Genomic DNA, 26126 nt, shown 5'->3' on the forward strand with positions numbered 1-26126 from the left:
GTTTTAAGCAACTCTGCTGTAGCATTGTGAATTGCCACTGATTTCCTAGACACCTTTTAGTTAGATAAACTCGCTAATTGTCAGAAATTGTTTAGCTGAATCCCTGCGGCTCCCAAGTATTTCTCTCCAATCGAACTTTGTTCGACCTCCATTGCGTCTGAAGTTTGACTTTAGCATTCACTTCAACAGCTTAGTTGTAATCAAAGAGCTTTGACGATGATTTTCTCCCAGTGAAAACATCAGTGTTTCTGTGAATCAGGCAACTAGAGCCTTCACTCAGCAAATAATGGGTGTCTTTGTTATTTGCATAAGCTTAATACGGTAGCCCTGCGGATAGAGAGAGCAAAATCATCGCTAGCAGCTGCTTAACGATGATTACTGGTTGAGAGTTCTATGCGGAGACTGGTATGTTGGAACGACAAAGTCCCTCGGTAATTAGTCCGTCAGTCTCCCTCGGTAATCACACTAATACATATAAGCCTAATACATATAAGCCAAGTCTACTTAAAGTAGAATTTATCTGCGCTACCCTTACCAAAGTACTTTTCATACTCCTGAGCTGCATATGAGTCCATCATGCCTGAGATGTAGTCAGTAACTAAGCGAGTTTTACAGTCATTAATTGCACGCAATTCTGGTGGTAGTAAGATGTTATCTTTGTTGTATTTTTCATCAGAATAAACCTCAAACAAGCCACGAATAATCTGCTCTCCTCTTCGCTCGTAAAGCTGAATGTCTTTCTTACGAAGAATTGCTTTAAACAACAGTTTTTTCAGCCCCTCGGCTAGTTTTGCATGTTCTTTGTAACCTAAACAACCATCAACTAAACCAATGTCAGAGCATAAGGTATTAACTATTTTTGACGTCAGCTCTTTCTTGAGAACAATTGCATACTCTTCTGATGTACCACTACGACTAGCTTTCATAGCTACACTTTGCGCATCTTGCGCAATCGTAGCCATGGTTGGGTATGCATCTTTAAACTTGTCGCTAATGCTAAACTCATGAACTATTTCACCTAAACTAATCATGCCAAAGCTTAGTGCATCTTCTAGGTCGTGTGCTGCATAGGCAATTTCGTCGGCTAAATCCATTATCTCAGCATCAATACTCTTGGTGACAGCAACTCCTTTACTTTCGAGTTCGCCTTTTAAAAAATTATAATCGGCATCGTATAAGAACTTTTTACTGTTCTGCTGCTTATTGAAGAAGTATTTGGTTATAGCCATCAGAGTACGCACATTTAGGTTTAGCCCCGGATACGCGTAATGTTTCTTTTCTAAAGTACGTAAGATTCGGAATGCTTGAGCATTTCCCTCGTAACCACCACACCCTGAACTCAAGTCGTTAAGTACAACTTCACCGTAATGTCCAAAAGGCGGGTTACCAATATCATGTGCTAGTGATGCAGTTTCAGCTACAACCGTATGCTGCAACTTGAGGTCGCAAGCAATCGAGCGAGCAATTTGTGCCACTTCCAAACTATGTGTGAGTCGGTTTCGATTGAACTTATTAGCGTCTACACCAAGCAATTGCATCTTACCTTGCAGACGTCTAAAGGATGATGAGTATAGAACTCGTGCATAATCACGCATCAGATCTTGGCGGTGCTCAGAACGTCCATCATCATGCTCGTGTACACGATACTCTAATTTAGAGAGTATGTTCTCTTGCTCTATCGCATACTCAATTACTTCATTATCGTACATATTTTTCTCTTTGTTAATTATCTAACCAGCTAACCTTGGCTTATAACAGCTGTTTAGTGTGCATGCGCGTTTTAGTCCTCGGAAAAGTGTAAACGCGCATCGCTATCTGTTTGTATTAGCTGGATATAATAGAGTTTAGTCCTAATATCCCTTGCAGCTAAACGCGCATGCGCGGTTTCCAAACCTATTATCTGCCAGCTGCATTCTTTAACATTATGAATTTAATGTTATTTTCTAAAATGTTACAGAAAAATCAAGCCACCCACTGTAAAACAATAACTTAATCTTCTTTCAGTCTGCGTTCAAGCACCAGTAGGGGATTTGAGCACCCGGAGGTAGAAAGATATCGGGGGTCCAAAATGGAGACACCCATAATTTTTGGCAGATTGTTGGCTCCTTGTCTAGGCTTGAATGGAGCCTTTGAAAAGGAAAGGATGCCATGCCGAGGCCAAGATATGCTCAAGTTAGTCTTGAGGACACCCCCTTCTATCACTGCATCTCCCGCTGTGTACGCCGCGCCTTTCTATGCGGCGTTGATGATTACTCCGGCAAGAGCTATGAACATCGCCGTGATTGGGTTGAATCCCGTCTATTGGAACTGGCGGCAGTGTTCGCCATTGACTTGTGTGCCTATGCAGTCATGTCCAATCATCTGCATTTGGTGCTCAGAGTTGACTTGAAAACCGCCACAGAATGGACATTAGAGCAGGTTTTACAGCGTTGGCACCTGCTTTACAGTGGAACCCTGTTATCTCAGCGTTTTCTCCGTGGTGAAACACTTTCTGATATTGAATATCTCACTCTGCAACAAACCACTGAAGTCTATCGCCAACGTTTGATGGATATCAGTTGGTTCATGCGGGCGCTCAATGAACCTATTGCCAGACAGGCCAATCGGGAAGACGGATGCAGCGGTCGCTTTTGGGAAGGCCGCTTCAAATCCCAGGCGCTATTGGATGATGCAGCCGTATTGGCCTGCATGGCTTATGTGGACCTGAACCCTATCCGCGCGGGAATAGCCAAAACCCCGGAGAACTCAGACTATACCAGTATTCAACGGCGGATACGGGCCGCGTTGGAGGGCGAAAACACACCTGAGCTGTTACCCTTTGTCGGCAATGAACGGCTGAACATGCCACAAGGATTGCACTTTGAAGCCAAAGATTATCTGCAACTGGTCGATGATACCGGACGCATTATCCGCCACGACAAGCGCGGCCAGATTACTGCCGGCACAACAACCATTTTGAATCGTTTAAACATCCCCATCGACAACTGGCTCAAGTTGACGACTGATTTTAGCCGTCTATTCAAAGGGCCGGTTGGTACACTGGAGTCACTTACCGACTACTGTACTCACCTGCAACGACGACGAAGGCAAGGAGCCGCTAATTGTCAGAAGCTGTTTAGCTGAATCCCCGAGGCTCCAAGATATTTATCTCCAATCGAACTTTGTTCGACCTCCATCGTGTCTGAAATTCGACTTTTTCGCTCATTTCAATAATTGAATGGCCCTCAAAAGGTTTGAAAGATGATTTTCTGCCAGTGAAAACATCAGTGTTTCTGTAATCCAGGCAACTAGAGCCTTCACTCAGCAAATAATGGGTGTCTTTGTTATTTGTGAGCTGTTACCCTTTGTCGGCAATGAACGGCTGAACATGCCACAAGGGTTGCACTTTGATGTCAAGGATTATCTACAACTGGTCGATGATACCGGGCGCATTATCCGCCATGACAAGCGCGGCCAGATTACTGCCGGCACTACGACTATTTTGAATCGTTTAAACATCCCCATCGACAACTGGCTCAAGTTGACGACTGATTTTAGCCGTCTATTCAAGGGGCCAGTGGGTACACTGGAGTCACTTACCGACTACTGTACTCACCTGCAACGACGACGAAGGCAAGGAGCCGCTAATTGTCAGAAGCTGTTTAGCTGAATCCCCGAGGCTCCAAGATATTTATCTCCAATTGAACTTTGTTCGACCTCCATTGTGTTTGAAATTCGACTTTTTCGCTCATTTCAATAATTGAATGGCCCTCAAAAGGTTTGAAAGATGATTTTCTGCCAGTGAAAGCATCAGTGTTTCTGTAATCCAGGCAACTAGAGTCTTCACTCAGCTAATAATGGGTGTCTTTGTTGTCTCTACAAGGCTCCTGCGGCGAACACAGGTAATGCGAATAGCCAAACTTGCGCGGCTCTATTCAAAAGAGTGCAAGGTCAACTGCCGACACTTACTCGCCAAAGTCCGACTGTCAGAGTGTCTTACCGGAGATTTTTGGGTCTCCGGTAAGGACACTTTTATCTATTTGACAATGGGAATTATGTCAACGCTTGGCTAAGCTAGTACAGCTAAGCGGCGCGCGTTAGCGCGTCCTTGCTTGAGCGCCTTGTTAGCTTCTTGAACTCTGAATCTAGTTTATTTTTTAAATTACTGATAGTTTCTTTTTGGTTTATAGATGCTTGAACTTCAATTATGGGAATGCCAATTTTTTTAGCTTCGCTCAATTCCCACTGAACCCATTCGGATTTTTCTATAGAACGCGACCTTATTAGAATTATAAGTTGAGCATGAGATAGCATTTCCTCAACATGACGTTGCTTTTCTGACGCATCGTTGTGTAGAAGGTCAATATAGTGCGGACCATAATTCGACAACACACCTGACACCATTTTCAATGTATTACGATCAACATAGCTATCTCTGGTGGTATAGCTCACAAATATAGACATTATGATCCAATCCAACTCATGGCATATACTGCCCAGCCTGTAATACCGAGGCCAGCCAAGGCAAAATAGAGTGTCATAGAATGATTAAATGCGGCACCAAACCAAGTTACACCCAGATCTCCACTAGGATAATCGTTGATGGAATTTCTCTGTGCAATCGCATGCAACTTTTGATTCATGGCGCTTCTTGTTTTTCTTTGGAAATAGTATGCAGAGGAGTCTGCGATCCAAAATCCGAAACAAATTAGAAGTGGTATAATGAAGTACGAGTGATCAAGGTTGTTGTCAGTCAGTTTGACCAAAACAGCCAAAGCTGCACCTATAAGCCCCACGCAGATTTTCTTGAATTCAAAACAACTCTTGCTTATTTGAAGAGTTGCTTCGTGAAGTTGGTCGACACTTGCCCAGTCCAGTTCGTCTTCACATGATCTTTTGTATTCCGTCATCTTTCTTATATATCTCCAAGCTATCAGAGGATAGCTAACGCCTCAATCAGCCCCACTGTAAAACAATAACTTAATCTTCTTCCTGTTTGTATTCAAGCACAGTTAGGTGATTTGAGCACACTGAGGTCGAACGATATCTTTGTCGTTGCAGAGGTTTAATGAAACCGAACCGATTTCACGCAAAAATGCGAGATTTGAGCCGTGCTAGCCCTACCCATGGTTTAGGGGATTTCAATGACCATTAACACTGGGTGTCCATATTATCTTCTAGGGTGTCCATATTATCTTCTACTGGGTGTCCATATTATCTTCTACTGGGTGTCCATATTATCTTCTATTATTACTGATAGCTTTGTTGGTAGAAATCCTGCTTTGGTGCATCGGTCTGGCTGTCAGGCATCTGGGATGGCAGCGGAGGTTTCAAGCCAATACGATACGTGACAGAAACGTGCTATCTGTGCTCCGGCTCGGCAAAGAAGTGAGACGACGTCCGGAATACTCAATCAAAGGATCGCATTTTCGCTGGGCTTGGGGTGAATTTCTTAAACTGGTTAACACCTCTGGGAGGCCCGAATTATGAGGGGATCATCCAGCGCCTCACATCACCGGCAGCTAAAAGCAGAGCGAGGAGCGAGCGGCGCTTTTTGCTGTCCGAGTGCATGTGATTGTTAGAGCATTTCATTGTTTCTTACTGACATCAACCTGGATCACGTAGCCGCTATGTACCCAGCCAACCTTGTTTAAATTATTTACGTAATCAAAGTACTCAACTTGAATCCAATCTTTTTGCCTCGTTATCTCTATGACCTTTTTGTTTCTTGGGAGTACCTCGAGAACCTTACTATCCATACTTGGCCCATCTCGGAAATTAAGTTCTCGATCAGTTACCAAGAAAATGCTACTAGCTTCTTTACTTTCAAGTGCTTGAAGTTGAGTTGAAATAGTCTGTTCCAACACCCCCATTCTCTCGAGCAATCTTTCTTCTGATTCTGTTGCAGATACCTGAGAAAGATAATAGAGAAAAAGAGCAAATATAAGACTTAAATAAAACTCTGCGCTCAATGGACTAAGCGGCGCACGACTGGACTTATCTTTAAGATCTTCAATCAATGAAGAATCGTCTTTTGCTACCTCGATCTCATCTACGAGAAACTGATAAGCCTCTGAGAAGGTTAGTGCACCATAATTTTTATTGATTTGCTCAGAAATTCTCGAGAATGCTGCAAATGATGGGCTAACCTCAAGCGCTTTAATTGCTTTTAAGGCTGGCGAATCTTGTAAATCGCGAATTGCTCGAAATGCTGCTGAATTTTCGAGATCTCTGGCAATTTGTAACGAGGGAGAATTTTCTAAATCGCGCATAATTCTCATTGCTGGAGACTCTTCAATCTGTTGAATTAGTCGCATTGAGGGTGAGTCTTCAATTTCCTGCATCAATCGGAGCACCGGCGAATTATCTATCTCACGAATCATTCGCATGGTTGGGGATTCTTCCAACGCTCGAATGGCACGCATTGTTGGCGAATCGTCAAGCGCACGAAGAAAGTCGAGAGTAGTGTTCTTGAATAGATCATTTGTCATTTGTTAAAACCACTGATTCCCTTTGTTGTGCTCTAACGCTCCACTCACCGGAATTTTAGAAGCGAAGCGAGTAAAATTTCCGCGTGCAGTGGCTTGTTATATCACCATGCCTCGGGATTCTCACATCTTGGACATACATAGGAATATGTATCTTCCCATGAAGTCATTTCACCATTAGGCCATGGTGTACCACAAATATCACAATCCACTTCAATGTCCTCTGACTCCTCATTTTCACAGCCCTCTAGCGTGCATCTATAGCCCGTAGATGAATCATCATTCGGTATCATGGTGTCATTCCCGCAACTCGGGCACGTATAGACGTTCCACTCAATAAACATCTGATGTTTTGGTCTAACTCCAGAAAATAGCAGGTGCTTTTGTTCTGAGACCGAAATGTTTGCTTCCGAAAGGGCGTGTTCGTATTCATCCGCTAGTACTTTGAAGGTGTGAATACGGTCTTCACCCACTTCTTCATCCAAATCGAAAAGAGAAAATATATCTGTAAACTCGGCTAAACCTCTAACTAATCTGCCGACACAAAGACGAACTTCTTTAGCAGTAAATTCGAATTCAAAATGCTCAATCGAATTTCTTAGATCCTTCATCCAATTAATGTCGTCTATGAAATCCTGATCTACAAAATGATTGCCCGTTACTCCGCATACTTCACACTTAGCAATTGACAAGGCTTGTTCAACCGTAACCGTATGGGGAGATGCATGACCCTGTATTAATTTTCCAAAATCGTAGCCTTCACCTTCAAGGGCATTGAATGCTGACAAAAGGTCTGTTTCATCCATTTTGGAGCGCTTCAAAACTTCTTTATAGCACTTAGAAAAAACCAAATTGTCATCTAGTGATTGCAAGTACATCTTGAGCACTAACTCTATACTATGAGCCAAGTGTGTTATGGAAAATTTAAACGCCTTTAAATCACCACCCTGTCCTTGTTCATATTTGGTAAGGGCTTCATTGAAACTATCAATTGCATTAGCCTTAATATCGAATTTGAACTTCACGCGGCACTCCACTTCCTAAGGTGATATAACAGCTGTATAGTGCGCATGCGCGTTTTAGTCCTCGGATGAGTGTAAACGCGCATCGCTATCTGTTTGTATTCGCTGGATATAATACAATTTAGTCCAAATATCCCTTGCAGCTAAACGCGCATGCGCGGTTTCTAAACCTATTATCTACCAGCTGTATTTTTTAACTTTATGAATTTAATAGCATTTCCTGCAATGTTATGGAGCGCAAAAATCAAGCCACCCACTTTAAAACAATAACTTAATCTTCTTTCAGTCTGCGTTCAAGCACCGCTAGGGGATTTGAGCACCCGGAGGTAGAAAGATATCCGTGAGTTGCAGAGGTTTGATGAAATCGAACCGATTTCACGCAAAAATGCGAGATTTGAGCCGTGCTAGCCCTACCCATGGTTCAGGGGATTTCAATGACTGCGGTTGAGATAGAGTGGGGTTCAAGCCGTTTGAAAGTACTGGCAACTGGTTGCAAAATGCCGTCGTCGCTTCTCCAAATGTTCGCAGTAACAGCTGAGCTCTTGCAAGGTGCCTACCGGTCCACGAAATAGTCTTCCAAATTCAGTGGTAAGCTTGAGCCAGTTCTCATGAGGGATATTCAACCGCGTCAGTAGCTTGGCACTCTTTTCACCTATCGCGCCACGTTTATCATTGCGAATACAGCGCCCGGTATCATCCACCAATTCAAGATAATCCTTGAGCCCAAACGTAATACCACTGGGCTGGTTATCGCATTCATTACCGATAAAGGGCAGTAACCTGGCGGGTTGTTCGCATTTCAATGCTGCCTGAATACGTAGCTGAATGCTGGTATGTGCCGACTGCTCAGGCGTATCGGCCATCTTGGCTCTGATGGGATTGAGGTCAACGTAGGCCATGCAGGTTAACACCGCGGCTTCATCGAGTAAGGCTTGTGATTTAAATCTTCCTTCCCAGAATCGGCCGGTACAGTTATCTTCCTGATTGGCTTGACGCGCTATCGGTTCGTTGAGACAACGCATGAACCAACTGATGTCACATAACCTGCTACGATAAATCGCAATAGTATGCTTCAGCCTGGGAACTTCATGCGCTTCAATCAGCTCACCCTGGGTGAATTTGCGGGTTAACTCATCACCTTTGAACAGCTTATGCCATTGCTCAAGCACTTCTCTGTCTGTCCATCGGTTTGCTGTCTCTATATCGATATGCAACACCAGATGCAGATGATTACTCATGATGGCGAATGCCGCCACATCAATGGCAAAAACGGCTTCCAGTTCAAACAGTAACGATTCGACCCAACCACGGCGGTGGTCATAATTTTTACCCGAGTAGGCATCATTACCACACAGAAAGGCTCGCCGCACCACGCGGCTGCAACAGTGATAGTAGGGCGTATCTTCAAGGCTGATTTGAGTTCGGCGAGGGCGCGGCATAATAACCTCCTTGTTAAATGCTTAAACAAAGCATAGTCGGAAGCTAACTACCGCGCCATTAATGCTGGGTGTCCATTTTTACTGGCTGAATCCCCGAGGCTCCAAGATATTTATCTCCAATCGAACTTTGTTCGACCTCCATCGTGTCTGAAATTCGACTTTTTCGCTCATTTCAATAATTGAATGGCCCTCAAAAGGTTTGAAAGATGATTTTCTGCCAGTGAAAACATCAGTGTTTCTGTAATCCAGGCAACTAGAGCCTTCACTCAGCAAATAATGGGTGTCTTTGTTATTTGCAGTTATTTGTCTTAGCGCAACGCCTATAAGTATCTATCAATAATACTCAGGCGATCTTCGCTTTCCTCTAGAATAGAATCTTTAAACTCAATATTCCTCTCACTAATACTCGCTATATGGGGTTTAATCCAGTCAATATCCTCAGGATCAATTCCATAACGCATTAACCAGATTTCCATTCCATCATTAGTACCAAATCGAATGAAATTTTGCATGGCTACCGCTCTTGCATCCTGCGTTCTTTCATAGTGAACCGCAAACGCCGCGCATAAAGGATCTGATATTGAAAGAGCGATGACTTTATCAAGATAGTCATATGTATCATAAACGATCTGATCGTAATCGATATCGTTTACTGATGTTCCAGGCGGATACAACGGTGCCGCGGAATGATTCTTCTGCGGTAACGAAAACGCTACTGGCGACCTTCTAACCTTTATGGCTTCAATCCTATCTCTTGCTTCTTCAGCACTGATTTCCTCTTGCCTTAACATCCGCATTACTGATCTGCGTTGATCGCGCTCGCTAAGGAATGCATATCTCAGAGATACAATTTCACTGAATGACCGCCCCTGTATGTGCCAGAGCATGATCGGTATTGCAGTACTTAAGACACCAGCTTCGGCAGAGGTTAATTCATCTCTCCTCAAATGCTGTATATAGATCCTCTTGAAAGCTGATTTAATCGAATCCCTTACTTTGTTTTCAAGTTTGTAGTAAGAATCTGCTGAAATTAGTGTGTCATCACATATAAGATTATCTAAAATTGACTGCATTTCTGACGATAGGTCTGCTTCCATTATGCGTTCGATTTGCACTTGAGGAAGGTACAGGTTATCGTCAAATGTATCATCTCGAACAGCATCGATAACATCTTGCAGGTCATCATTATCTTGTTTAGCATCAATATCTAAACGTGATTCCTGAGTGATTACTACATCGGACGCTATCCTTTCAAGGAACGTACGAACATTCTGCGAGTTAATGATCGTATATCCATAATCGTATTTAGATTTATCCTGAGAGGTTCTCCCTGACCTGCCTATAAGGTTTTTTAAAGTAAGGACATCCATATTCCTAAAATTATCTATCCATACAATATCAAAAGGCATATTGATACCCTGATTTAGGGTGGAGGTAGCAAAGCAAAGTTTAGCGTGATTATTTCTAATAAATCTCTCAACCATTAATCTTGCTTTCAATGGCATTGAGCCATGGTGGACGACTATGCCTTTCTCCATCATGTTCACAAGCGTCGAGCGGTGCTCGGAATCATCTTTAGATGCACCAATGTACAACCGCAGCGATTCAATAATCTTGAGGGCTTCTGGATCAGTTAGCCTCTGGCATTTATCTATGTAAGTGGCAAAGTTGAGAATAAAACTTCCTTTGTAGATGCTACTCTTTGAAACATAGATAAGAGCAGTACCTCCGTTATCTAATACATCTGAAACGATATCAGATTCAGTCGCTACCTGAGCCTCATCCTCTTTGTAAGGGCTGAAATATTTAAACTTCCCCCTTCTGTGGGATACAAATATCTTTCCTACGGAATGAAGATCATACACCTTCGCTGATGAATTATTGTCAAATCCGTGCTTGTTAAGCTGCGCCTCAGGATTTGATATAAAAGGATGGGTAAATATTTTTTTCGATTCAGGAAATGCTTTGTCACTTCTTCTTACAAACGCGTCAAACTTAATGCCACGTATTTCCTCCTCTGAAATCTGAGCCTCATCCATCAAGATAAGCCCGAGATTAAAGGTTTCTTTGTATTTGAATAGTTCCACAGCTCTTTCAGGAGTAACTATATATATTCTTCTTTTGGTGCAATCTTTGTATATGTCGTCAATGAATTGCAAAACCAGAACATCATTCCTTACGATACCAGCTACTTCATAGTAGTACTCCGATATAAGTGCGCGAGATGGAACTATAATAACTATATCTTTTTCATACGCCCCAATAACATCGCGAAAAAGGTAAGACTTGCCTGCGCTAGTAGGGGCTGAAAATGAAAAATATTTCCTTTCATCAATTTCTTTATAAGCACTTGCCTGAAGAGGAGTGTATGTCTTTCCAAAACTTTCCCGGATGGAGTCTCTGTAAATGGCGTAGACCTGTTCAAGTAGAGAGTTCGGCTCGCCGCTCTTATAAAAAAGACCCATGAGATTGATTAATCGCCCTTCATACTTAACAAGGGAATCTGGCTGAAATCTTTTTATATATGCTAAAGTTTCAAAGGTGGAAGGATTTGAGGGGCCGTTTGTGTGGATATCAAAAAGGGCATCAGTAATAAGGCTAGTTGCATCTAACTCACCAGAGATTATTTCACTTAGCATCGACTTTTATCCCTATTACATAGACTTCTGGAAAGGACAGTAAAGTCTTTACATGCTCAGACCCTAGAACATTACCCATAATATCCTCAGGCTTAGCTGCATTAATTGAGAATGCAGCCACATACGCTTTATTACCTTCCACAGCATTGCCAGTCGCTTCAGATGACACTAATTTGCTCAAAATTATCAGCTCTGCATCATCCTTTTTATCACCTATAAATTCGTTGATTTGCGTTAGAGCCTTTGCGTATGGACTTGAATTACCACTATATTTGGCTTCGCCGTAAGCTATTAGTTTCGTTTCGGTCTCCGTATGAAAATCAAAGCCAGGATTGCCTGTTACCTTTTCTTTCAATAATTCTGCAAGTGGTAATTTGCTATGATTGAACTGATCTTTTAAGACGTGTTGTGCGCTATCAGAAACCATATATTCACCAAAATCAGTCGTGATCTGGTCATTGGCAACATCAAAGAATGACTTCACAAGCTTTTCAATAGTTCTTTTAGTCGTGGATTGGAACGCTTTTTGCGAAACGATATCTAGTTGATTTATCCAACTTGTATCGGTCATAGTGCGAATCATTTCTTCAGCGCGATCGGGTATGTCTTTAATTATAACGAATGCAGAAAATATTCTTCCTGATACGTGGCCCCCAAGTGCAGAAAGATCTTCCTCCCGAGCCCAAACGATTTCCATGTGCAACCCTAAAAGTTAATATTTTTTAAATTATTCAATACAAGCCAAATTTCTTCAAAAAGACATCCCGGACGACCAATGCATTCTTTGATCCCAGTACGGCCTGCCGTACCGTATAACAGCTGTATAGTGCGCATGCGCGTTTTAGTCCTCGGATGAGTGTAAATGCGCATCGCTATCTGTTTGTATTAGCTGGATATAATAGAGTTTAGCCCTAATATCCCTTGCAGCTAAACGCGCATGCGCGGTTTCCAAACTTATTATCTACCAGCTGTATTTTTTAACGTTATGAATTTAATAGTATTTCCTGCAATGTTACGGAAATAACGCGCAAGCTTAGCTACAAATTCCCGGCATTTTGCCCGGAACGTCAATAATACTGTATAAAAATCAGTTCTGAGGTGCTTGTCATAAGCGCTTCAAGCCGTACAACCAAGGACCTTACAACCCAGACCCTATAAAAAGCGTTAAGTAAAGCCATGGCTACCGCACGGGTCCAAACTCTGTTCGTCCCTACATTCCGTTGAAAACGGAAAAGTGCTGCTTCTGGCCTTAAGCTTAAGAAAGAGCTAAAGCTAAGCGTTTGAATTGGTTATACAATACCCAGTACTGAATTTGAAAACAATTAGCCAAAGGTCAAGTTTTTGACAAAGGCCACAAAACCCTGATTTGGTTTGTTTTTGAAGCAGAATTGACTGGATTGGAAACCCAAAGCGACACGACTTTAAGCCGCTGGCACAGCGGCTATCATAGCTTCCAGCTAAAAGTTCCTAAATTAGTACTGGCCGAGCTTCCGGCCACGGTGTAGCTAATCACCTGCGGTGCGCCTTTCGCACAGGCGATCCTGTGACACGGCGTGAATACGTCCATGTAGCCTCGACGAAAACGTCCCTGTTTTCGACGGTCACAGTTCCGCCTGTGCCTGGAATATGGGCGTATTTCTGTGGGCATATAAGCAATTTCAAGTAACGCTATGATTGCAGAATTGCACCGATTCCCGCTCGAAGCGGCCGCAGGGCGTTGATGACAATCGCGTAGCGAGGCATGGATGCCGAAGCAGCGCCAGTCGAATCAGGGATGAGCGTCTGGCGCGATAGCGAATTGACATCATAAGCACAAGGGGTTTTCCGCTGCGTCGCGGGTCGCTAGGGGTTTGGAAAGGGGGCGAGTCGATACAGCCCCCTTTCCTCGGGTGTGGGGCTAAGCTCCACGACTTTAGGCCGCTGGCACAGCGGCTATCATAGCTTCCAGCTAAAAGTTCCTAAATTAGTACTGGCCGAGCTTCCGGCCACGGTGTAGCCAATCACCTGCGGTGCGCCTTTCGCACAGGCGATCCTGTGACACGCTGCGAGTACGTCCCTGTAAGCTCTGCCTCGCCATCCCTGGCTCGGAAGGTCACAGTTTCGCCTGTGCCTGGAATATGGGCGTATTTCTGTGGGCATATAAGCAATTTCAAGTAACGCTATGATTGCAGAATTGCACCGATTCCCGCTCGAAGCGGCCGCAGGGCGTTGATGACAATCGCGTAGCGAGGCATGGCCGTTCACGGGTGTCCTGCCCTTCACGGCATTAGGACTCCTGTCCGGCAGATGCCCATTCTGCGCCAGTTAATCAGGGGCGAGTGTCGCTTAGAGATGAGCTCACGAGCGCGAAACAGGATGTTGAGCTGGGCCAGAGTCACATGGATGTGACTCTGAGCGTCTGGCGCGATAGCGAATTGGCATCAAAAGCACAAGGGGGTTTCCGCTGCGTCGCGGGTCGCTGGGGGTTTGGAAAGGGGGCGAGTCGATACAGCCCCCTTTCCTCGGGTGTGGGGCGGCGAGTGTCGTCTAGCAACGTGCTTCGAGCGCGAGCCAGGGATGGCGAACTGGCCGTTGTGCATGGATGCACTTGCTCCACGACTTTAACCCGCTGCCACAGCGGCTAACATAGCTTTCTGCTCAAAATAGCCAAAAACATTGGTTGGGCCTCCGGCGACGGATGTTTCCCATTGCCTGCTAACGCAGACATAAAAAAGGATGACCTTGGGTCATCCTTTTTAGCAACTTACTGAGTTGATATTAGATCAGAGTCTATCCAGTACCGCTTGGGTGAAGTCAGTGGTGCCATGGGTACCACCGAGATCGCGGGTAGTGCGGTCGCCTTCTTCGATAACCGCAGAAACGGCGGCGCGAATGGCGGCGGCTTTATCTGACATACCCAAGTATTCCAGCATCTGGATAGATGCCAGGATCACTGAAGTTGGGTTCGCCAGGTTTTTGCCGGCAATATCCGGGGCACTGCCATGAACCGCTTCAAAGATAGCGGCGTTGCTGCCGATGTTGGCGCCCGGGGCCATACCCAGACCACCCACCAGACCTGCGCAGAGATCAGACAAAATGTCACCGAATAGGTTGGTGGTGACTATCACGTCGAAGTTTTCCGGGTTCATCACCAGCTTCATACAAGTGGCGTCAACAATCATCTCTTCGGTAGTGATATCCGGATAACGCTGGCTGACTTCACGGGCCACTTTCAGGAACAGGCCTGAAGTCGACTTCATGATGTTGGCCTTGTGGACTATGGTCACCTTCTTGCGACCTTCCTTGCGAGCCAGTTCATAGGCGAAGGTAGCAATCTGCTCGGCACCCTGACGGGTAATGATACTGGTGGCTTCGGCAATGGCACCGTCTTCAGACAGCTTTTGTCCCAGGCCTGAGTACATACCTTCAGTGTTTTCACGCACTGTAATGATGTCTATGTTCTCATATCTGGCTTGGGTGCCCTTGAAGGAAAGCACAGGCCGCACGTTGGCGTACAGGCTGAACTTCTTACGCAGGGTCACGTTGATAGAGGTGAAGCCTTCGCCAACAGGGGTTGTCAGTGGGCCTTTGAGAGTGATACGGTTCTTCTCGATGAGATCCAGCGTGCGCTGAGGCAGGAGCTCACCGTGTTTTTCCAGAGCAGTCAGACCGGCATCGGCAAATTCATATTCAAAGTCGCACCCCGCCTTATCGAGAATTTTAAGGGCTGAGTCGATAATGCTGGGGCCGATCCCATCACCAGGGATCACGGTAATAGTTCTTTTTGACATGGAGAGGTCCTTCCACGGTTGGTCGTTACTGCTATTTATCAGACCATGTCATCGACACGGTTTTCGACTGAGGATCTTGTACTTTAGAACGCCGCTATTCTATACACTTTCAACGCGTTTTCACAGGGAATAGTGAGCAATATCACGCTTTTTTGTGTGGGTTAGCTTGCTAAAGAGCAGGTGCCTGACCATGATGGAACGCCAATAAAATAATAAAGTCTACTTTAGTCTAACAACAATGAAGAAGAGGACGATCTTGAAGTTAACGCCCTTAGCCTCGCTGCTGTTGCTGTCAGCCGGTTTCGCGACCGCTGTCAGTGCCCAGAGCAGCCCCTCACTGACCCTCAAGGATATAATGCAGTTTGAGTCGATTACCGATCAGGTTCTCGACCCACAAGGCAAGGTGCTGGCCTACAGTGTCGCGCCGGATCGCGGCGACAGCCGTGGTGTGGTCAAGTCACTGGCCAATACCAAGGTTTATGATGTCGCCGGTGGCTCCAAGCCGCAGTTGTCAGCCGATGGCCGTTACACTGCCTTTACTCTGGCGCCTTCGCTGCTCGAATCGGAAAAGCTTGCCCCCAAGGCGCGCAAGAAGCTGAAAAAAGGCTTGTTGCTGCTGGATAACACCACAGGTGAGCAGCGCCGCTTTGAGCGGGTCAAGTCTTATGCCTTCAGCGAAGACGGCACTTTGCTGGCTATCTGGTATGAAGCCGATGAAGAAAGCAAAGAGAGCGCAGAGCCAAACGGCATTGATGCCAAAGAGGCCTCAGCCCAAGCCGCCACTCAAGCAACCACTCAAGCATCCGCCTCTGAGGCTCCAGTAGCCAAAACGCCGAAACTGGATGCCGGTAGCCGTTTCGAGCTGTTGTCGCTGGCAAGCGGTAAGTCACAGCGTTTCGAGCATGTGACCGCCTGGCAACTGGCTTATAACGGCAGCGTGCTGGCACTGGCGCAAAACGACAGTGCCAGTAATAGCCACAGCATCTCTGTGCTCGATACCCGCAGCTTTGAACTCAAATCGGTCAGCAGCCAAGCCGACAAGCAGTTTGGCGCCCTGGCACTGAGCCGTGATGGCCGCTATCTTGCCTATACCCGAGGTGATGCGGCGCTGGATGCGAATGAGCGCCCCTATGCCTTGTCTCTCTACGACAGAGAGTCGGGCAAACTGAGTCAGATTTTGCCGAGTAAGGGCGACAGCAAGGGTTGGCTCATTAATCGCCATGCCAAGCTGAGCTTTTCGGCCGACGGTGAGCGGCTGTTCTTCGGTCGGGTGCCCGAGATAAGCAAGCAGCTGCAAATCCCTAAGGTGGAGCAGAGCAGCGACCTGTACGACACCGCGCTGGTCAGTGCCCAGCGGGATCTACGCCTCTGGCACGGGGATGATCCGCTGATCAAGCCCAACGAAGTCAAACAGTATGAAAAAGAGCAGAGCCGCACCTATCTGGCTGTGCTGCATCTTGGTTCGCGCAACCTGGTGCAACTGGCCGACCGCAAGGTGCCGGACATTGAGTTGAGCGAACACAAGCGGGTGCTGCTGGGGAGCTCGGATATTCCCTATCGCAAGATGATCACCTGGGCCGGTTTCTATCGGGACTTTTACCTGGTGGATATCAATACAGGTCACAAGACCCGGGTATTGACCCAACAGCCAAGCAACAGTGCGCCAACCCTGTCACCGGCAGGTAAATACCTGGCCTTTTATCAGCAGGGCGGCATCTATCTCTATGATGTGGCCAGCGGTCGCAAGCATAACCTCAGCAGCAAGCTCAAGGTTAGCTTCGCCGACGAAGATCATGATTATCCATCTGCGGCGCCCGGCTATGGCTTCGGCCCTTGGCTCGAGGATGACTCAGGCCTGCTGGTGTACGACAAATACGATATCTGGCAATTTGATACCCGCTCCCACGACGGCTTTATGCTGACAGGTGGCGAGGGCCGCAAGCAGCAGTTAAGTCTGCGTATTGAAGCACTGGCCCAGCCAGACAAGGCTTATCCGGCCACTGTGGCGCGCAACCAGGCTGTGTTGCTGCAGGGCTATAGCCACAAGACCAAGGCCGACGGTTTTTACCGTGCGGTTATCGGCCGGGCTCAGCTGACGCCGCTGCTTGCCAACGACAACAAGCTGTCTGTGCTGGCCAGGGCCGACAAGGGTGATACCTTGCTGTTCAGTCAGGAGCGTTACGACAGCTATCCGGATCTCTACAGCTCGGCTTTGCTTGAACCGGCCAAGGCGGTCAAACAAACCGATTTCGATGCCCAGCGCCGCAAACTGCCCTGGGGCAAGTCAGAGCTGGTGCACTGGCGCGACGGTGATGGCCGTGAAATGGACGGCGTACTAATCAAGCCTGCCAACTATCAAAGTGGCAAGCGTTATCCTGTATTGGTGTATTTCTACCGCTTTATGAGCGATCGCCTGCACGCCTTTCCGGACATGAAAATCAATCACAGGCCCAACTTTGCCTGGTATGCCGCCGATGATTACGTCATCTTCCTGCCGGATATTCGCTTTGAAGTCGGCTATCCCGGTATCAGTTCTGTTAAGGCGTTGACCGCCGGAGTACAGAAGCTTATCGACATGGGGATTGCCGATCCGGATGCAGTGGGTATTCAGGGCCACTCCTGGGGTGGTTACCAGACAGCTTTTGCCGTGACCCAGACCAATATCTTCAAGGCCGCAGTCAGTGGTGCCCCGGTAAGCAATATGACCAGTGCCTACAGCGGCATACGTCACGGCACCGGCCTTGCCCGTCAGTTCCAGTATGAAACCGGCCAGAGCCGTATCGGTGAAAGCCTGATGCGCGCGCCGCAGAAATACATAGAAAACTCCCCTGTGTTTTATGTCGACCGCATTCAAACGCCGATGATGATTATGTTCGGTGACAAAGACGATGCCGTGCCTTGGGAGCAAGGGGTTGAACTGTACCTGGCAATGCGCCGCGCCGGAAAAGATGTGGTCTTGCTGCAGTATCAGGACGAGCCGCACCATTTGAAGAAGTATCCCAACAAGCTGGATTACAGTGTGCGGATGAAAGACTGGTTCGATCATTACCTCAAGGGTGCCAAGGCCCCCGAGTGGCTTGAAAAGGGCGAAGCCTATCGCGAGCCCAAGGCGGAAGACTGAACTTTCTTGCTGGCAAAATAACTCACAGAGGCGGCCTAATTGGTCGCCTTTTTTTATAGGGTAGGGGCTGGCGATGTGGAGGGGATTCTTCAGTCGGTTCTGGATGTAAAGTGTTGTTTTTCGTGAGAGGGAAGGAGGGTGTTCAATATTCTGTGTCAGCCTGTCATAGCTGCCGTTATTCGGGTTGAGCTGGGGCCTTGGGTAGCACTTGCTGCGGCGAATGTTGCTGCAGATATTGCTGGTAAGTGTCTTCGCCCCAGGCCAGCAGTTGACCATTTTCGAATAGCAGTGGGGTGCATTCATCTTTGGTGGTCTTACCGTCTGATTTACTGTGATGGGTGCGGTAGAAGAGGACCTGCAGTGAATGACCATAGGTTTGCTTGGCTTCGCTGAAGTCGGCTTTGCCCAGGGTTTGGGTGACTTCTGCCTGTGTTTGCCCCAGTTGCAGGGCGGAGATCATAGACTGGTTATAGGTTTGCCTGTCTTCCCAGCTCATGTCTTCCGGCTTTGGCTCGTAGAAGATAATGACCACGGCAACAAAGGCCAGGTAGGCGAGAAAGATGCTGCCGATAACGAGAGGTGCCTTATTTTTCATATTGTTATTCCGTTTTATTGCTCAATCTGGGTTTACTCAAGAGCAAGACAGTTCACTTTGTATTGAGTGGTATAAGATACTCGCGACAGCATCAGTGTAAACAGTGTGTTTGTAATATGTTTTGTTTGTGGGTGTCTTCTTTAGATTGAAAATAGGCATAAAGCACTTCAGCAATGCTATCCAGTTCGTCTCTTGTACCTATGTCTATCTCGGCATACAGATTTTCACCTGGCTTGTAGGGTTTTTAATACGCTCAACCCCGAACGGCTCTATTGAAGAGAGGATGTCGGCGCAAGGTTCAGCAAAGAACAGGCGAGGGCACTGGGCAAAATCCACCACCAGATCTGGCCCCAATTCCATTGGGCGTTGGGGGCTTTTATCAGCCAGTTCTGTTCCAGATAGAATTAGCGGCGGTGGAAAATCAGTTAGTCATTCATATTTGTTTACGTCATTAAACTGTTTGGCCGGGAATGCAGCATATCCGTTGGAAGAGGATTGTTAAAAATAATTAGCAGCCAATAAGGCTGCCAAGGGTTTAGGCGTTTAGAGCGTTTGCACTCAAGCCGATATTTGAGCCCGGTTCGCTATTTCTGTGTCTGTTTGGGGTTGGTCTGCAGGGGCTGTATATGTTGCTGCAGATATTGCTGATAAGTGTCTTCGCCCCAGACCTGGAGTCGGCCATCTTTAAACAATAGTGGGGTGCACTCGTCTTTGGTGGTCTTGCCGTCTGATTTGACATGCTGGGTGCGGTAGAAGAGCACTTGCAACGACTGACCATGGGTTTGCATGGCTTCGCTGAAATCGGCTTTGCCCAGGGTTTCAATGGTTTGTTCCAGTGTCTGCCCCAGTTGTAATTCAGTGACCTTGGACAGGTTATAGGCTTGCCTGTCTTCCCAGCTCATCTCTTCGGGTTTAGGTTCATAGAAGAGGATGACCACGGCAACAAAGAGCAGATAGGCGACAAAGATGCTGCCGATAATCACAGGGGCTTTACCTTTCATACGGTTTTTCCATTTTATTGCTTAATTTGAGCGTTGAGAGTCTTAGCTTTCTTTGACTCTATACTGGTTCAAGCGAATATTAAGTTCGAGATCGGTGCGTAGTTTTGCCAAGCGATAGCTGAGGCGCGCCATCTCCTTGCCCTCGGTTAATTTCTTGGCTTGTTTAGCTCCCAGAGTATCGAGCGCATTGTAGACATTGGCCAGAGTGCGAAAGCTTCTGAGCAGTTCACCGGCCGTCTTGGGACCTATTCCCTGAATACCGGGGATCTTATTACCGCTGTCGCCGCTGAGGGCCATAAAGTCCAGCAATTGGCTCTGCTCTATGCCGAGTTTCTGCTCCAGTGCGGCAATATCCATGGCAGCGCCATTGAAATGATCCCACAGCAGTAAACGCGGTAACCTCAGCTGGCAAAAGCCCTTGTCGGTAGAGACAATAATCGCTTCACCACCGCGCAGGCACAACTTGCTGGCCAAGGTGGCGATAACATCATCGGCTTCCGATAGCGCATTGATGGAGCCGATGCCCGCTTCGGCCAGTGCCTGTTTCAGTGCCGGCAGGCCATCGGCCAAGGCTTGGGGCATAGGTTTGCGGCCTTTTTTGTAATCAGGATACAGGCGTTTGCGCCAGGATTCCTCATCGCCGTCCCAGACTATGGCCACGTGGGTGGGGCTGTGCTGGCGAATAAGCTTCTGGCAGGCATTGCGGCTGCGCTCGGTCAGCCCTTGCATGTCGGCTTCATCCGGCTGCGCCGCATGCAGGCGGCGCACCAGATTCATGCCATCGATAATCAGCAGTCGGTTCATTTCATTATTTGATAACAGGGAACATAGGCGGTGCCAGGTAACTTCATTCTTTGCTGGCTGACAAAGGCGCCCAGTAATTTATCCATCAAGGCCATCAGCTCGGGGTCACCCTTGAGCTTGAATGGACCATGATGCTCGATGTTTTTCATGGTTTCGGCTTTGACGTTGCCCGCGACTATGCCGGAAAACGCCTTACGTAAGTTGGCCGCCAGCTCAGCCTTGTTGCTCTGGAAGTGCAGGTTGAGGTTTTCCATCACTTCATGGGTGGGTACAAAGGGCAACTGGAATTCCGGCTCTATCTTGAGGCTCCATTGGTATTGGTAGGCATCACCGGTTTGCTTGCGGTGACGTTTAACCTCTTCCATCCCGGCACGCATAATACGCGCGACCTGGGGGGCGTCGTCTATGATGATTTGGTATTTCTGCTGCGCCTGCTCGCCAAGGGTGGCGCCGATAAAGGCATCGATTTCGCGGAAGTAGGCTTCGCTTTCTCTGGGGCCGGAGAGCACCAGCGGGAAGGGAATATCGGCATTTTCGCGGTTGAGCAAAATACCAAGCAGGTAGAGCAGTTCTTCTGCGGTGCCGGCACCGCCGGGGAAAATGACTATGCCGTGCCCCAGACGAACAAAGGCCTCCAGACGTTTTTCAATATCCGGCAGAATCACCAGTTCATTGACTATCTGGTTGGGCGGCTCGGCGGCGATAATGCTAGGCTCGGTCAGGCCTATGTAACGGGCGTTATGAATACGCTGCTTGGCATGGCCGATTGCGGCGCCCTTCATTGGCCCCTTCATGGCACCTGGGCCACAGCCGGTACAGATATCCAGCATTCTTAGCCCCAACTGGTAGCCTACCTCTTTGGTGTATTTGTATTCGGTATCGTTTATTGAGTGGCCGCCCCAGCAGACTACCACATTGGGATCCTGCATCGGGGTAATGGCTCTGGCGTTTCTCAGAATGTCGAACACCACGTTGGTGATGTGGCTGGCATTGGTGAGGTTGATGTGTTTCAGACCATCGTACTTGTTGCTGACATAGATGATGTCCCTTAGCACGGCAAACAGATGTTCCTGAATGCCGACAATTATCTGCTCATCGACAAAGGCGCTGGCCGGCGGGTTGACCAGCTCCAACTTGATACCACGCTCCCGGCGCAGCACATTGATTTCAAAGTCCTGGAATTGTTCAAACAGTTCTTTGGCATTATCAGTCTGCTGCCCCGAGGCCAAAACGGCTAAAGAGCAGTTGCGGTAGAGTTGGTAAAGGTCACTCTTGGCACTCTGTTTGAGGCGGTCTGCCTCCAGTTGCGACAGTTGGTCCATACTGCCGCGGGGACTGATCCTGACTATCATGACGACTCCTTGAGCTGAAACCGGAGTCATTGCTGTCAATCTATAATGACTCTGTCACGGCTTTCATGTTTGGCTTTGTAGAGGGCCGCATCGGCACGTTCGAAGGTTTCCTGGATGTGTTCGCCATCCAATATCTGCGCGGCCCCTATGGATACTGTAACTGTAATACGCTGATTTTTAAATTTAAAAGGAATATTTTTAATTTTTTCGCGCACCCTGTTCAATAGTTGTTCTATATCCTTGGGGGAAACATCCGGAATGATGAGAACAAACTCCTCACCGCCGTAACGGGCAACAAACTCAGTATCACGCAGGGAGTTCTTCAACGCCATGGCGATAACCTGCAGTGTTTTGTCACCTGTGGTATGACCAAAGCTATCGTTGATGGATTTGAAGTGATCTATGTCGGCTACCGCCAGCCACAGGGGCTGCTTATTGCGCTGGAAGTGGCGGTATTCCTGCTCCATCCGCTCCTCCATGGCTGCACGGTTGGGCAGTTGGGTGAGGGTATCGAGCATGTTGAGCTTTTGTTGTTCAAACAGCCTTTCTTTATAGGTGGTGGCTTCGCTGGAGAGGTCGTTCAGTTCTTTACGCATAATCTCTATCGACTTGCGTAGCAAGGCTTGCTCTCTCTGCTCCAGCGCTTCTTTACGGGCGAGGCTGGCACGAATGGTGGCCAGTTGTTCGCTGATCTGTTGTTTTAGCTCGGTGATGTCATCAATATCTACCAGTGATGCGCCAACATTGTCTACCTGGGCGTTGAGCTCGCGATTCAGTTGGTTCTTGAGCTGATGGCTGCGCTGGGACTGATTGTAAGAATCGCTGACCACTTCCCGTACGGCACTCAGGGCATCGTTGAGGGCAAACAGAAACTCCTGCGAGGCGGTTTTTTCGCGGGCAATGTTGTCCAGCAGCAGTGAGAGTATCGTTTGATAGGCTTCCAGCAGAGCCTCGACATCTATCTCGGCCGAGGCCAACAGCTCTTTGATCACCAAAACCTGATCACGCTGATCTTTGCGAAACTCTATATTGGATATCATCTGCGCCAATTCATGGCCAAGCTGCCTGTGTTTAGGCAAGACAGCAATGGGAGATTCAGATTCAAATTGGCTTTCGAGCAGTTGCTCATAAAAGCCCACCAGTTGCTCGACCTTTGGAATATAGTCCCAGACGGTATGAAAAGGTTTGCCCAGCTCCTGCTTGAAATAGCTGACCTCTTTCTTGAGGCGTTCGGGCATGGAGTCGACTCGTTGCAATTGACGGCTGAATTTGCTCAGACTGGAGCGGCCTTCTTCGAGTTGACCCATCACATGATGGTACTGTCCCTTGAGTAGACGTTCGACATCGACCAGATCCAGCAGGACATCATCAATACGCTCATAGGTTCCCAGGTTATGTCTAAGCTTGGCCAGTTTATTATCCAGCTCCAGACTTTGTCCCTTACAGGCCAGACTGAGATGACCAATAAACTGCAGTAACGCCTGCAGTTTGGCATTTCTGTCTTCATTCATTTCATCCAACGCGGCTTTGGTAGAGTGTAATTTCTGTTTCAGTACACCCAGTTGCGACACCGTTGCGTTTGAGTCCTTCATTCCTGTTATTTTCCTTCGATGCGCGATCGAATCAATCGTCGGGTCATCAGAGGCTTGATTTCTTATGACGCCGGTTCCAGACACTTCTAAATGGTATCGCAATCCGGCCGGAGTGCAAATCTGCCATCTAGTTGTTGAGACAAAGTTTTGTCGTTTAGATCAAATTATTGACACATGTTCGCTTCTGGACGGTTGGAGTACCTCCGGCCAGTGGATCTTATCTTTCTCACCATTGGTTTCTACTCTTATCAGGCCGCGGATAATGCTCTTTTGCAGTTGCAGATAGAGCGGGGCTGAGAAGATGGCAGCCGGGGTGAAGTCCAGAGTACTGAAACCGACATAGCTGCCTTGGTTATTCTGCAAACTGATGGCTCCGGCAAGGGCCATCTGAGTGGTTTCAACCAGGGTTTCAAGAGACAATTTAACATCCGGGTTAGCCAATAGTGGCAGCGGAATATACCCCAGGGCCAGTCTTGGGGTTTGCCCCTGGAATTGCCATTCGCTAAGTTGATGGTAAAGCTGTGCCGGTCTGGTTTCTTCGGTAAGAGTCAGGGCAAATAGGCCGGGTCTGAGCAGGAATACCTTGGCACCTGTGGTAGCGGTAATCTCCTCAGCCTGTTGCGCGAGTCTCGGCGCCGCCAGGCTGTTGCCCAAGGTGAGGTCGCTGTTGAGCTCGTTCTCAAGAGATAGTAGCGCCAGTCCCTTGGTTTTACTCGAAATATTGCCAAGCAGAGCGCGATAACCGGGCAGGCCAGTTATGGGTTCCAGCTGCATTTTCGTTTTCAGGGCCTGGTTGGTTTTTGCCATACGTTTACGCAATTTATATTGCTGCATCGTCAGTGCCAGCAACAGTAGACTGCACCCCAAGCTGACCACCAGCAAGATATTACGGGTATGCAATGAATCTTGTTGTTGTAGCTTTTCCTGCCTGAGTTGACTTACTTCCAACTTCAATTTTTGCTCTGTGACAGCAGAGGAGCTGACATCCGAGTTGGCATTCCGTTCTTGTTCCAGCAGCTGTTGTTGTAGTTGGAGGCTTTGCTCCTGAGAGAGCAGCGCCTGTTGATATTGTCCCAGCGCCTTGTAAGCATAGGTTTGATGACCCAGAGCTTCAATCTGCTCTTGTGGTAACGCCAATAATTTAGCCAGTCGCAGTGCTTCTGTGGCGTGCTGCATAGTTAAAGGCCAATCCTCTATGGCGCGCGCTACTTCAGCTATCAGCATCTCACTGTAAACAAGGTAATGATTGCTTTTTCTGTCTTTGAATATTGCGTTGGCCTGAAACAGGTAATCGAGGGCGACCTGATGGTCGTTCAAATTGAAGTAAGCTTCCCCCAGGTTGTGGAAGTTTAACCCCTGGGCGATAAAGTTTTTTAGCTCGGCATCAAGCTGCTGGGCATTGAGGTAGTAGTCTATTGCTTTATTCCACTCGCCTGTGTTGGCATATACCATGGCGATAACCGTCATGGTATGGGATAGAAAAGAGCCTGAACCCATAGCCGTATAGGCATCGGCTGCTCCATGAGCAAACTCCAGAGCCTCGTCCCACTGCTCCATATCCCGATAGAGCTTGGCCAGGTTCAGCTGTAGTAGCGCCTTCTGATTGGGATGGTTATAACGGCTGGCCAAGCGGAAAGCTTCGGTGTAGTGCTGCAGCGACTTGGTCTGCTGATCGTTCACATTATAGTATTTGCCCAACGCCGCCTCGGCATTGGCTATCAGGTAATCATTTCTTAGTTGGTAGGCGGTATCTCTGAGCTGGTTGTAGGCGTTCAGAGAGGGGATAGGTTGTTTGGCTATCAGGTTCACTGTACCCAGATCTTCATAGATGACATACCTGAGTAATTGACTACGTTTGTCTTCTGCTTCGCCCAACTGCTCGAGCGCCTGTTGGTTGAGTGCGACAGTTTGTTGATACTGTTGATCAACCCGACCAAGATAACGACCTTCCAAGTTATAGAGAGCGGCTTTTTCATAGTCGCTGCGGGCAATTATCTTTAATAGTTCAATGATTTCCAGAGCCTGTTCCAGCCGGCCCGGAACCAGCACTTGAGCATCCAGATCCAGTCGCGCCAACAGGATAAGCTGGTTTATCAATTGTCCCGATGTATAGCCCAATTCAGATGCGCTGGTCTGAAACTCTTCAAGAGAAAGATATTGCAGTGATTTTGGTATTGAACTGACCACAGTGCTATGGAGTTGCCTGGGCTGCTCTCTGAAATTTATCTCTATATCATCCAATTCATCGGCGTGCGCCAGACCCACAAGCAGCATGGATGCGATGAAGATAACCCTGAAAAAGTACATATATTTGCCTTTGTCCC

Annotated in this window: 17 protein-coding genes and 2 pseudogenes; 4 read left to right on the top strand and 15 right to left on the bottom strand. The window is 47.4% G+C overall.

The window, feature by feature from the left end; genetic code table 11:
* Positions 1-500: 500 nt before the first annotated feature.
* The gene (locus SIL79_RS12510) at positions 501-1709 is read right to left on the bottom strand and encodes a deoxyguanosinetriphosphate triphosphohydrolase family protein (RefSeq protein ID WP_233962534.1); all 1209 of its coding nucleotides are present in this window, start codon (positions 1707-1709) and stop codon (positions 501-503) included.
* A gap of 439 nt (positions 1710-2148) precedes the next feature.
* Here SIL79_RS12510 and SIL79_RS12515 point away from each other — a divergent pair, with 439 nt between their 5' ends.
* Both SIL79_RS12515 and SIL79_RS12520 read left to right on the top strand, forming a co-directional pair.
* Positions 2149-3123: a transposase gene (locus tag SIL79_RS12515; RefSeq protein WP_226685158.1), complete on the top strand. Its 975-nt coding sequence runs from the start codon at positions 2149-2151 to the stop codon at positions 3121-3123.
* A 211-nt stretch (positions 3124-3334) separates the two neighbouring features.
* Positions 3335-3649 (top strand): annotated as a pseudogene (locus SIL79_RS12520) (transposase); the annotation flags it as partial.
* A gap of 413 nt (positions 3650-4062) precedes the next feature.
* Here the strand turns inward: SIL79_RS12520 and SIL79_RS12525 are convergent.
* Together SIL79_RS12525 and SIL79_RS12530 are read right to left on the bottom strand one after the other, a co-directional pair.
* A complete protein-coding gene (locus SIL79_RS12525) occupies positions 4063-4443 on the bottom strand; it encodes a TIR domain-containing protein (protein WP_226685157.1) in 381 nt (126 codons plus the stop codon).
* Complete coding sequence (locus tag SIL79_RS12530; protein ID WP_123115875.1) at positions 4443-4889, bottom strand: hypothetical protein; 447 nt, start codon at positions 4887-4889, stop codon at positions 4443-4445. The genes SIL79_RS12525 and SIL79_RS12530 overlap by 1 nt, the downstream gene beginning before the upstream one ends.
* Before the next feature lie 307 nt (positions 4890-5196).
* On the opposite strand from SIL79_RS12530, the pseudogene SIL79_RS12535 reads away from it, so the two are divergent.
* Positions 5197-5469, top strand: a pseudogene (locus SIL79_RS12535) (IS4 family transposase); the annotation flags it as partial.
* Positions 5470-5567: 98 nt separating this feature from the next.
* Here SIL79_RS12535 and SIL79_RS12540 read toward each other — a convergent pair.
* The 6 genes from SIL79_RS12540 to SIL79_RS12565 all read right to left on the bottom strand — a co-directional run bounded on the left by SIL79_RS12540 (position 5568) and on the right by SIL79_RS12565 (position 15337).
* Complete coding sequence (locus SIL79_RS12540) at positions 5568-6470, bottom strand: SH3 domain-containing protein (protein ID WP_226685156.1); 903 nt, start codon at positions 6468-6470, stop codon at positions 5568-5570.
* A gap of 101 nt (positions 6471-6571) precedes the next feature.
* The gene (locus tag SIL79_RS12545; RefSeq protein WP_226685155.1) at positions 6572-7492 is read right to left on the bottom strand and encodes a hypothetical protein; all 921 of its coding nucleotides are present in this window, start codon (positions 7490-7492) and stop codon (positions 6572-6574) included.
* 458 nt (positions 7493-7950) lie between these two features.
* Positions 7951-8928 (bottom strand): transposase, encoded by a 978-nt coding sequence (locus SIL79_RS12550; RefSeq protein WP_319619308.1) that lies wholly within the window; start codon positions 8926-8928, stop codon positions 7951-7953.
* Between the two features lie 320 nt (positions 8929-9248).
* The gene (locus tag SIL79_RS12555) at positions 9249-11567 is read right to left on the bottom strand and encodes a DEAD/DEAH box helicase (RefSeq protein ID WP_319619309.1); all 2319 of its coding nucleotides are present in this window, start codon (positions 11565-11567) and stop codon (positions 9249-9251) included.
* Positions 11557-12264 carry a hypothetical protein gene (locus SIL79_RS12560; protein WP_319619310.1) on the bottom strand — a complete coding sequence of 236 codons (708 nt, stop codon included), beginning with the start codon at positions 12262-12264 and terminating at the stop codon, positions 11557-11559. Before SIL79_RS12560 ends, SIL79_RS12555 begins: the two co-directional genes overlap by 11 nt.
* Before the next feature lie 2065 nt (positions 12265-14329).
* Positions 14330-15337: an isocitrate dehydrogenase gene (locus SIL79_RS12565; protein ID WP_025011991.1), complete on the bottom strand. Its 1008-nt coding sequence runs from the start codon at positions 15335-15337 to the stop codon at positions 14330-14332.
* A 256-nt stretch (positions 15338-15593) separates the two neighbouring features.
* Here SIL79_RS12565 and SIL79_RS12570 point away from each other — a divergent pair, with 256 nt between their 5' ends.
* Positions 15594-18458, top strand: coding sequence for a prolyl oligopeptidase family serine peptidase (locus SIL79_RS12570; RefSeq protein ID WP_071476804.1), 2865 nt, complete (start codon positions 15594-15596; stop codon positions 18456-18458).
* A gap of 175 nt (positions 18459-18633) precedes the next feature.
* Here the strand turns inward: SIL79_RS12570 and SIL79_RS12575 are convergent, their stop codons facing one another.
* The 6 genes from SIL79_RS12575 to SIL79_RS12600 all read right to left on the bottom strand — a co-directional run bounded on the left by SIL79_RS12575 (position 18634) and on the right by SIL79_RS12600 (position 26109).
* A complete protein-coding gene (locus tag SIL79_RS12575) occupies positions 18634-19053 on the bottom strand; it encodes a DUF3192 domain-containing protein (RefSeq protein ID WP_071476805.1) in 420 nt (139 codons plus the stop codon).
* A 584-nt stretch (positions 19054-19637) separates the two neighbouring features.
* Positions 19638-20054, bottom strand: a complete 417-nt coding sequence (locus SIL79_RS12580; RefSeq protein WP_319619311.1) for a DUF3192 domain-containing protein — start codon at positions 20052-20054, stop codon at positions 19638-19640.
* A 42-nt stretch (positions 20055-20096) separates the two neighbouring features.
* Entirely contained in the window at positions 20097-20858 is a 762-nt protein-coding gene (gene xni, locus SIL79_RS12585) for a flap endonuclease Xni (protein ID WP_071476806.1), read from the bottom strand.
* Entirely contained in the window at positions 20855-22210 is a 1356-nt protein-coding gene (gene ppnN, locus SIL79_RS12590) for a nucleotide 5'-monophosphate nucleosidase PpnN (protein WP_039034401.1), read from the bottom strand. The genes xni and ppnN overlap by 4 nt, the downstream gene beginning before the upstream one ends.
* Positions 22211-22245: 35 nt before the next feature.
* Complete coding sequence (locus tag SIL79_RS12595; RefSeq protein ID WP_144361706.1) at positions 22246-23802, bottom strand: GGDEF domain-containing protein; 1557 nt, start codon at positions 23800-23802, stop codon at positions 22246-22248.
* 159 nt (positions 23803-23961) lie between these two features.
* The gene (locus SIL79_RS12600) at positions 23962-26109 is read right to left on the bottom strand and encodes a tetratricopeptide repeat protein (protein WP_319619312.1); all 2148 of its coding nucleotides are present in this window, start codon (positions 26107-26109) and stop codon (positions 23962-23964) included.
* Between the last annotated feature and the right edge of the window lie 17 nt (positions 26110-26126).

It is taken from the genome of Shewanella indica (genome assembly GCF_033842865.1).
Taxonomy (GTDB): Bacteria; Pseudomonadota; Gammaproteobacteria; order Enterobacterales; family Shewanellaceae; genus Shewanella; species Shewanella indica.